The sequence below is a fragment of the Algoriphagus alkaliphilus genome, assembly GCF_900103735.1.
GTDB classification, from domain to species: domain Bacteria; phylum Bacteroidota; class Bacteroidia; order Cytophagales; family Cyclobacteriaceae; genus Algoriphagus; species Algoriphagus alkaliphilus.
The window spans coordinates 21,461-31,622 of sequence record NZ_FMXE01000043.1; the positions used below are offsets into that span (position 1 = coordinate 21,461).

General features: G+C 44.3%; 7 protein-coding genes. 5 read left to right on the forward strand and 2 right to left on the reverse strand.

The window, feature by feature from the left end:
• Window positions 1-64: 64 nt before the first annotated feature.
• Window positions 65-1,768 carry a lysine--tRNA ligase gene (gene lysS, locus BLQ81_RS20100; protein WP_092734328.1) on the forward strand — a complete coding sequence of 568 codons (1,704 nt, stop codon included), beginning with the start codon at window positions 65-67 and terminating at the stop codon, window positions 1,766-1,768.
• Window positions 1,769-2,040: 272 nt separating this feature from the next.
• On the opposite strand, the gene BLQ81_RS20105 is transcribed toward lysS, so the two are convergent.
• Window positions 2,041-2,778 (reverse strand): DUF4197 domain-containing protein, encoded by a 738-nt coding sequence (locus BLQ81_RS20105; protein WP_092734330.1) that lies wholly within the window; start codon window positions 2,776-2,778, stop codon window positions 2,041-2,043.
• A gap of 246 nt (window positions 2,779-3,024) precedes the next feature.
• Between BLQ81_RS20105 and BLQ81_RS20110 the strand changes: the two genes are divergently transcribed.
• Window positions 3,025-4,239, forward strand: coding sequence for an arginine deiminase (locus BLQ81_RS20110; protein ID WP_092734333.1), 1,215 nt, complete (start codon window positions 3,025-3,027; stop codon window positions 4,237-4,239).
• A 71-nt stretch (window positions 4,240-4,310) separates the two neighbouring features.
• Here the strand turns inward: BLQ81_RS20110 and BLQ81_RS20115 are convergent, their stop codons facing one another.
• Window positions 4,311-7,106 carry a putative LPS assembly protein LptD gene (locus tag BLQ81_RS20115; RefSeq protein WP_245693325.1) on the reverse strand — a complete coding sequence of 932 codons (2,796 nt, stop codon included), beginning with the start codon at window positions 7,104-7,106 and terminating at the stop codon, window positions 4,311-4,313.
• On the opposite strand from BLQ81_RS20115, the gene BLQ81_RS20120 reads away from it, so the two are divergent.
• The 3 genes from BLQ81_RS20120 to BLQ81_RS20130 form a co-directional block, all read left to right on the forward strand.
• Window positions 7,105-7,905, forward strand: coding sequence for an N-acetylmuramoyl-L-alanine amidase family protein (locus tag BLQ81_RS20120; RefSeq protein ID WP_092734336.1), 801 nt, complete (start codon window positions 7,105-7,107; stop codon window positions 7,903-7,905). The two genes, BLQ81_RS20115 and BLQ81_RS20120, sit on opposite strands and share 2 nt — an antisense overlap.
• Window positions 7,906-8,039: 134 nt before the next feature.
• Window positions 8,040-9,656, forward strand: a complete 1,617-nt coding sequence (locus tag BLQ81_RS20125; protein ID WP_175454296.1) for an acyl-CoA carboxylase subunit beta — start codon at window positions 8,040-8,042, stop codon at window positions 9,654-9,656.
• A gap of 128 nt (window positions 9,657-9,784) precedes the next feature.
• Window positions 9,785-10,162, forward strand: a 378-nt coding sequence (locus BLQ81_RS20130) for an IS630 transposase-related protein (protein ID WP_092734339.1), incomplete at its 3' end; no start/stop codon positions are given.

A 10,162-nucleotide genomic window follows, 5' to 3' on the forward strand; every position in this document is an offset into this window, starting at 1 on the left:
AATCATCGGACATCGGTTATCGGACACCCGACAAAAAGAGAATTTCAAATATCAAATATAGAAAATGCAACTTCTTAGCGAACAGGAACTCGAGCGCAGAAAAGATCGGGAAGAGTTAATGGCCCTCGGGATCAATCCTTATCCGGCTGAATCCTTCCCCATCAATGTCACCGCAGAGGACATCCATAGAAACTACGAAAATAGAAAGACGGATTATAAAGACATCACAATTGCGGGTCGTTTAATGAGCCGTCGAATCATGGGCTCGGCCTCTTTTGCCGAGATTCAGGATTCAACGGGAATTCTTCAGATCTACGTTCGCCGTGATGATATCTGTCCGGACGAGGATAAGACTTTATACAATACGGTTTTCAAGAAACTGCTTGGGCTTGGGGATTTCGTTGGGGTGAAAGGCTATATTTTCACCACCCAAACCGGTGAAATCTCGCTCCATGTTACAGAGTTGAAGATACTATCCAAGTCAGTGAAACCACTTCCGGTTGTGAAGCGGGACGAAGAAGGAAATGTCTATGACGGTTTTACCGATCCCGAACTCAGATACAGACAGCGCTATGTGGATTTGACAGTCAATCCTGAAATCAAGCAAACTTTCATCACCCGATCCAAAATCATCTCCAACATGCGTCGATACTTCGACGATCACGGGTGGTTGGAAGTAGAGACACCAATTCTACAAGCAGTTCATGGTGGCGCGGCAGCGAGACCGTTCTCGACGCACCACAATACATTGGACATGCCGCTTTTCCTTAGGATCGCCAATGAATTGTATCTGAAAAGGTTGATTGTAGGTGGTTTTGAAGGCGTCTATGAGTTTGGAAAAATGTTCAGAAATGAAGGCATGGACCGAACCCACAATCCGGAATTCACCTCCATGGAGATCTATGTGGCTTATAAGGACTACATTTGGATGATGGAAATGGTGGAGGAATTGCTTGAAAAAGTAACCGAGTCCATCCATGGGAAGACCGTGGTCAAAGTCGGCGACCGGTCGATTGATTTTGCAGGTCCTTACAGAAGGCTGAGCATGTATGATTCCATCAAGGAATATGCGGGTGTAGACGTCACCGAATTGGATGAAGCGGGTATCCGTCAAGTATGCGTGGATTTAGGGATTCAAGTGGATAATTCCATGGGTCGAGGCAAGCTGATCGATGAGATCTTCGGAGCCAAAGTGGAAGCCAACCTGATTCAGCCAACCTACATCACTGATTATCCTATTGAGATGACGCCTTTGGCGAAAAAGCACCGCAGCAAGCCGGGCTTGGTGGAGCGATTCGAACTTTTTGTCAATGGTAAAGAAATTGCAAATGCCTACACTGAGCTGAACGATCCGATCGATCAGCGCGAGCGATTTGAGGAGCAGTTGAAACTGGCAGCAAGAGGCGACGACGAAGCCATGGTAATGGATGAGGATTTCCTTCGTGCACTGGAATATGGTATGCCTCCGACCTCAGGCTTGGGGATCGGTATTGACCGATTGACAATGCTTTTGACGAATAATACGACCATTCAGGAAGTACTTTTCTTCCCTCAGATGAGACCGGAGAAAAAGGCCGTAGAAATGACTGAGGATGAGAAAATCATTTTTGATCTCCTCAGCAAAAACCATCCGTTAGCCCTATCTGACTTAAAAGTACAATCCGGACTAAGCGGTAAAAAGTGGGATGTGTCCATGAAAGGACTTTCTCAAAAAGGGGTGGCGAAAGTGACCAAGGAAGGGGAGAGTTTGACGGTTGATTTGGTCTAGATTTTTCAATTAAAGCTTGCTTTAAAAAACAAAAACCGGGAGTGATTCCGGTTTTTTTGTTTTTTCCGCCTCCGTGAGTGTCCCCACTCACGGTTTTTTGTTATTTCGCTTTCCCGCTGATCAAAGCAGAAAAAGTCGAAGACAGGCCCAGGTGCTCGGCGATTTTGTTCTATTGCGAGTTTTCGTTCCGCCCATGTGTGTTTTACTCACATGGGCGGAACGGGAAAATTGGTTAAGCCAACTCCCAAAACTTCATTCAACTTCCAAACTCCCTACTTCCCACTCTTCTCGCGCTCGGCATAGCCAAAGACTTTTTGAAGCAATGGGCTGGTTCGGGCGGTGATATTTTCACGGATTTTTAATTCTTCTTTGGCGATTTCCACAAACAAGCCATCAATTGCCTTTTGAGTAACATAGGCAGTCAAGTCGGTATCCACTTTTTTCACAAAAGGCACCTTGTTGTAGCGTGTCATGACATCACTCCAATATTTGGTTGCATCGACCTTCTTCAAGCTAGTGTCGATAATCGGGGAGAATTTCTGTGAAAGGGAAGTAGTCGTATTTCCTTTGAAATACACCGTAGCGGCATTTTTTTCACCAAGAAGGATCTGCTGAACATCCTGAAAGCTCATCTGCTTGATCGCATCCGTAAAGATTGGTTTGGCAGCAATTGCGGCATCCTCTGCTGCTCTGTTCAGGCTGGTGATCACCTGGTCACACATCGAGCCAAGACCCAAAGACCGAAGGGTGCTTTCTACATTTTTGGCTTCTTCAGGAAATAAAATTTTAACGTCTAGATTTCCCAAATACCCATTTTCAAGTGAAAGTCGCTCGGCACTGATTCCTGTGCCTTTTTCGAGTGCTTCTTTGATTCCTGAGGAAATTTCAGCGGTACTTGGATTGGTTGACACTTGTTTGAGGATATCCGAGATTTGTGCTGAACTACAAGCTGGGAGTAAAAAAACGGCGGTAAGTAAAATGCCGATTGAAAGCTTTTTTAAAGAAACCATAGATTTATTTTTCGGTGATGTCCTTAAAGGAACGAAATAACCGTGCCATAGGATTGAGTAAATTGAGAATTAAGGAATTTTGTTTTTTTTCAGATTGGAATAAGTTTAAATTTCCCTGAAACTAGGATTAATCGATAAGTTGATTGTTTAAATAAAAGATTGAAATTTTAAATAAACCATAAATAAAATAAATATTAATTTTTGATATTGTAGATAAAATACATTTTTGTTGAAAATATAGAAATAATGAATCTTCGGATAAATTCAGAATTTGGAACGCTCAAATCAGTCCTGATGCACAGACCGGGAAAAGAAATTGACCGATTGACCCCATATAATAAAGACTTTTTGCTCTTTGAGGATGTGCCTTATCTGGAAGCACTTCAGAAGGAACATGATACCTTTTCCAATCTGATCAAGGAGTCGACCGGTGCTCAAGTATATCAGTTGCGAGAATTACTGATCCGGGTCCTTTATGACAAAGACATTCTGCTTCGCCTGATGCGGGAATCGCTCAATCGGTCGGGGCTTGCTCATATGGCCGAGGATATTTTGGAGCGCTACTCCACAGCGGAGTGTGCCGGTATATTGACTGCCGGCCTGAAAATCCATGAACTCAGGCGGAAAATCCCCAAGTTGAATCCCGGTGAACTCTTAGACTATGCTTTTGCAATTCCACCTTGTCCCAATTTGTATTTCCAGCGGGATCCAATGGCACTGACTCCCGGCGGGATCATTTTTTCCTCCATGAAAATGGAAGGCAGACAGCGTGAGGCGGACTTGCTTCGGACGGTTTTCGAAAATCATCCTGATTTTAAGGATCATGTGAACAAACTCTATCCAGTCAATGGGCATGATTCTCCGCCTAGCATAGAAGGGGGGGATGTGATTATTCTTTCGCATGAAGCAGTGGCTATCGGCAATTCCGAGCGGACAGACGAAAAAGCGATATATCATACCGCAAAGGCACTCTTAGCCGAAGGTTCAGTGAAGCGGGTATATGAAGTTCATCTTCCTCAAAAACGTCAGTACATGCACTTGGATACGGTTTTCACGATTTTGGATGAAAACTTGGTATTGACTTATCCGGATGCCTTGAATGCTGTTTTGCAGACCTCGCTTTACACCCTAAAAGAGAATAATGGAGAAAAAACAACCATCAAGCGGGAAGTGCTAAAGGAATCATTGTTGACAGTTTTGGCGCGAGAAATTCCGCATTTGGAAGTGCTTCATACTGCCGATGGGAATCCGGATTATTCCATGCGTGAACAGTGGTTTGACGGCGCCAATGTTTTTGCGATAGGACCTCGGCGTGTGATCTCGTATAATCGTAATATCCATACCAATCGCGCTTTGCGAAACATGGGAGTGGAGGTATTGGAGATTCCCAGTTCGGAACTCAGCCGTGGTCTGGGCGGTCCGCGCTGTATGACCATGCCCCTCAGCCGGGCACGAGTTTGATTTCAATAGCAGAGTCTCTTTTAATTACTCAAAAACATCGGAAATCGGTCATCCGACATCTGACTTTTTTTCTAAAAATCAAAGAAGGATCTTCTTCTCGATACCTTCAGGTCCTGAAGAATGCTTGATTTGACTCGGATATCGATGTTGTAGGAAGTAAATCGACCAAAAGGAACCCAATTGACATTCATCTGCCAACAGTGAAGATCCCGTGCAATCCCGATCATGGTTTGGGTGATAGCGGCAGCCTGAATGTCAAAACCGGTATTGAAATTGAACTTCCACTTTTCAGAAATGGACAAATCTCCGCTCAAATTCAAGATTTGTGTAATGTTTTTATTATTGTTGATCTGTCTGGAATAGGCAAGATTATACCCAACGGTCAAATTCCATGGGATTTCCCAATCAATGTATTGGCTGGGATCTGATACGATTCGGTTGATTTCTTTTTCCGCAAATTCATCCAATATACCGCCTCGCTGAATAAAATTCTGGGTCATGTCATCCCGCACCTCTCCCGGTGATTTTCCGTTTCGAGGGTTCAATGACGCATTCATGTTGAGTGAGGCGTTTCGGATCATTCCGATACCCTGTCCGTTTTTCCAAGCAAACTGATTGATACTCCTGAAGGAACTGGTTCCGTTTTCTTGAGTTATTGTTTGTACTGCATAGGGATCAATGTTGCTGGTCAAGTTGACGGAAAGCTTGCGTTCAAAAAAGCTAGTCCGGGCCGAAATCTGGAAGGGAGCCAGCTGAAAGGAGTCAGCGGCAAAATTGTAGGCTGTATTGATATTGAAAGATTCCAAAAGCGGGATTTTCTTGGTAGCCTTTTCGGAGGTGCTGTCTTTTGAATCCAGGATTTTTGCTTCCAGCACATTTCGGATTCCCAAACTCAATGCGCGGGACTCCCCGAGGGGTGCACCACCAAAAGCGAAGCCTTGTTGCCTTGAAAATCGTTGGGTTCTTCCACTTTGATCAATCTGTACTTCCTGATAATAGCCGAATGAAGGATCGGAAAAATCCGGGGTGTAATTAAAAGTAAAAGTCGGAGCAATATGATGCCGGATGGTTTGGACTTTACTGCTGGGCTTGAAGTTATAAAAACCGTAAAAGTTGGTGTTCACCGCAAAGGAAGTGTTGTAAAAGCCAACACGATTAAAGCCATCTTCAATAATTCGGTCAACCCGCTCTTCGGTAGGATTGTAGTAGTAATTGATTCGTTGTAGGTACCAGAGTTCATCGTAGTTTATTGATGCTGTTCCGGTGAAATAATTAAAAAGAGTAAAATTGGAAGAAAGCGGAATGGTGTTTCTGGCGCCGTTAGTTGCATTTTTCAAAAGTAAACCAAAATTATCCAGGTTGAATGGGATTACTTGGGGGGTTGTTCTGAAATCGGGATTATTGACTCCAAGTTCCTGCTGAACACGGTTGGAGATGGTGTTTTGCATGTTGAAATTCCAGGCAATATTCAAGGTTTTCAGCGGCTCGAATTTCAGGTTTTTGAATGGGCTCTGCCGGTTCATGTTTACAGCCACGGTTGGCAGATCGAGTCTGACTTCCCCGGATTGCACACTTTGTGAATGGCGAAGGTTGGCAGACATCGAAAACGGCGTGCCGGAAAACGTTTTGGAATAGGAAATATTCGAATTTAGGTCAGCCGTTACATTGTTGGCAAAATTATTCTGGCTTACTATGTTGTTGAAGTAGCTGGTGGAACCGGCATTGACGGAGGCTGAAAATTTACCTGTACCTCTTGTGATAGGCGAGTGATTCCACTGTACGCGAAAGGTATTGTAGTCAACGGGGTTTAGCTCCGTCTCCGGACTGGTGAACTTCTGAAAGTCTACATTAAATCCCCCACTGTACCGGTAGCGTTTGGTATAGACGGCTTGGGATTTGGCTCCCCAGCCCCCTTTGGAATAAATGTCACCCGTGAGCCGGGCATGGATGTAATCATTGATGGCAAAATAGTAACCAAGATCCCTAAGAAAGATACCCCGCAATTGCTCCTTGCCATAAGAAGGAAAAATCACTCCGGACGCTTTCTCTTCAGGCGTGTCAGGAATTAAGCCAAAGGGTAACCCAAGTGGAGTGGGTATTCCATTGAAATACAGGTTAAATGGCCCGGAAACAACCTGTTTTCCTTGGATGGATTTGATTTTTGAAGAAGAAATATGCCAGTGTGGCTTGGTGAGTTTACAGGTGGTGTAATAACCATGATCCAGGTAGATGCTTCCGTCAGCGGTTTTTTTGATCGTTTCCCCCCGCAGGACTCCGTCTTGCTGTTCGGTGACAACGTCTTTGATGATGGCTTTTTGGGATTTGAAGTTGTATCGCATTTCCTTTCGGATCTCATAGACAGTTCCTTTGTCTTTGAAAAATGGATTCCCCGATACTGCGCCAAGACTGTCTGTAACACCGGAAGCGTAAAGTTCAGAGTTTTTCCAATCGATGACAATTCGATCTGCCTCCAGTTTCATTTCACCATATTCAAACCATGCATTTTTATAGAGGTAAACTTTGTTTTCTAAAAAGTCTGTAATGATGCTGTCCTCAGCGAAATAGAGAATATCTGTTTTAATATCGCTTGTGGGCATCATTTTTGCCGAGTCAAGATTTATCAAAGTGTCTTGCCTTGCGGCAAGGGTATCAGCAAGTGGAAGGTTGCGTGCAGGAGGCACCAAGGTGTCAGGTGCAACCAAGACTTTCTCTCGAGGAGGCTGGGTTGGTCGCTGCGCCAAAGCGAATTGCGGGAGGATCCAAAGCAAAGAAAGAAGAAAAAAAAGGATTCTGAAACCCGACACTGCTGCTTGCGCTTTGTTTAATTTGTTAGAAATTTTGAGTAAAGTTAACTCGATTGCCCTCATGGAACGGTTCAATAACAAAAAAATTATCTTAAGTTTTCTTATCGCGATTCCCTTTTTCTTTGGTGGATTTATCCCCAATGAAACGATGATGCCTGCATTTCGGATGAAAAAAATCGTATTAGATGCTGGCCATGGAGGAAGTGACCCAGGAAACATTGGCTCCAAGGTTAGAGAAAAGGATATCAACCTTGCTGTGACACTGTTGGTTGGTAAATATCTCAAAGAAAATATGCCGGATGTGGAAGTGATCTATACACGGGATGACGACAGCTTTCCGACCCTCAAACAGCGTCCTAATATTGCCAATATAAATAAGGCAGATCTTTTTGTTTCGATTCATTCCAACTCCGCACCAAATAAGTCTGCTTTTGGTACAGAGACCTTCGTGATGGGCACGAAGCACTTCGAGGCCAATTTTGACATTGTAAAAAGAGAAAACTCCGTAATCCTACTGGAAGAGAATTATGCTGAAGAATATGAAGGTTTTGATCCTACATCTCCGGAGTCATACATGCTTTTCAACCTAACTCAAAAAGCTTACATCGGTAACAGCATCACGCTAGCGGATCACATTGAAACCCAGTTTAGAGATCGTGTTGGAAGAAAAAGCAGGGGTGTCAAGCAAGGTCCATTCTACGTACTTTGGACCCCTTCCATGCCGAGTGTACTGGTTGAGCTTGGGTTTTTGTCTAATATCGAAGAGGAAAAATTTCTCATGAGCCAAGCTGGAAAAGAATACATGGCTTCGGCTATTTACCGATCGATCAAAGCCTACAAAGAACAAATCGAAGGAAATTAATATTCAGTCTTACCCAAAAGCATTTAGGCCCTTTTTCACACGGAAAAGGGCTTTTCTGTATCTTGCCTTCAGAACTTCCACGGCTTCTTGGGAGTTTTAGAATTTATAAACCCAAAAAACCGATGAATCCCAATATGGAAACAACTCAACCGACTATTCATGATTTGCTTGAAAAACTTGCCACTAAAACAGTTCAGGTGCAGCTCGGCGGTGGCCAAAAGCGAATCGATTCCGAGCATCAAAAAGGTAAATTAACAGCGAGAGAACGGATTGATTATCTGATCGATACCGGCTCTGAATTTTTGGAAATCGGGACATTTGCCGCTGATGGAATGTATGAAGAGGAGGGAGGATGTCCTTCAGCCGGAGTGGTGACCGGGATAGGTTTTGTAAACGGGAGAATGTGTGTAATTGTGGCCAATGACGCCACCGTGAAAGCAGGTGCCTGGTTTCCGATGACTGCCAAAAAGAACCTTCGTGCACAGGAAATTGCCATGGAAAATCATCTTCCCATCATCTATCTCGTCGATAGTGCCGGAGTCTTCCTGCCGATGCAGAACGAGATTTTTCCCGACAAGGAGCACTTTGGCCGACAATTCCGAAATAATGCGAAGATGTCTGCCATGGGGATTGTACAGATTGCGGCTATTATGGGCAGCTGCGTAGCCGGCGGGGCATATCTGCCCATCATGTCAGATGAAGCGATGATCGTGGATAAGACGGGGTCAATTTTTCTTGCCGGATCTTATCTGGTCAAAGCTGCCATCGGAGAGAGCGTGGATAATGAAACACTCGGAGGCGCGACGACCCATTGCGAAATCTCAGGTGTAACGGACAATAAATACGACACAGACCAGGAATGTCTGGATGCCATCCGAAAGATTTTCGGCACTCTGGGCGAAAACCCGAAAGCTGGATTTGACAGGATAGAAGCCAAAGAGGCAGGTATTTCGGGAGATAAGCTGATCGATATTTTTCCCATGGAACGGGTGAAACCGTACGATATGCTGGATATTATCTCAGGATTGGTAGATGGAGGTGAGCTGGATGAATACAAACAAGACTACGGAAAAACGCTGATTTGCGGTACAGCCAGGATCAGAGGCTGGGCTGTGGGAATCATCGCCAATCAGCGAAAAATCGTCAAAACTGCCAAAGGCGAAATGCAAATGGGCGGTGTGATCTATTCGGATTCAGCGGATAAAGCTGCACGGTTCATCATGAACTGCAATCAACGAAAGATTCCTCTGGTGTTCCTGCAGGATGTCAGCGGATTCATGGTGGGGAGCAAAGCAGAACATGGAGGGATCATCAAAGACGGCGCAAAAATGGTCAATGCCATGGCCAATTCGGTAGTGCCGAAATTCACCATTATCCTCGGCAACTCGTACGGGGCAGGCAATTATGCCATGTGTGGCAAAGCCTATGATCCCCGCTTGATCTTTTCCTGGCCCACCGCGCAGATGGCTGTGATGTCTGGGGCCTCAGCTGCCAAGACTTTACTACAGATCAAGGTGGCTTCACTGAAGAAGACTGGGAAAGTAATTTCTCAGGAAGACGAAAATCAGCTTTTGGAGGAAATCACGACTAAATACAATGAAGAATTGAGTCCTTATTATGCAGCCTCGAGACTTTGGGTGGATGGAGTCATAGATCCTAGGGAGACCCGTAAAGTGATCAGTATGGGAATTGAGGCAGCTAATCATTCTCCAATTACTGAAAGATTTAACGTAGGGGTGATTCAGACCTAAAAGAAGTATTAACTATTTAGATATAAGTATCAAGAGGAGGGAAAGACAGGAGACCGAAGGCCCGAGAATAGACTGATAATGCCTGGATAAAGTTGACACATTTTGTTGGTGTTAAAAACCAAATCAAAATGAAAATGACATTTCATTTAAAACCCCAGCGAATCTTCAGTGAAGATTTACGTAAGCAAATTGTTGGACAGATAGAGCGAGGTGAGTTTACCGTTACCCAAGCCATGCGTGAGTATGGTATCGGAGGTAAACAAACTGTGTATAATTGGCTTTACCGTTATTCTCGTACCTTGAAAAAGGGAACCCGAATGGTTATGGAAAAAGACAGTCAGAGTAAGACGGCTCAAGAGCTTAGAAACCGCATTAAAGAACTGGAAGCGGCCTTGGGGCGCAAATCTTTAGAGGCAGATTTGTATCGGATCATAGTTGAACAGGCCTCCGATGAATACGGTGTTGATCTAAAAAAAAATTTTGGAGAACATGCATCAGAATCGGAT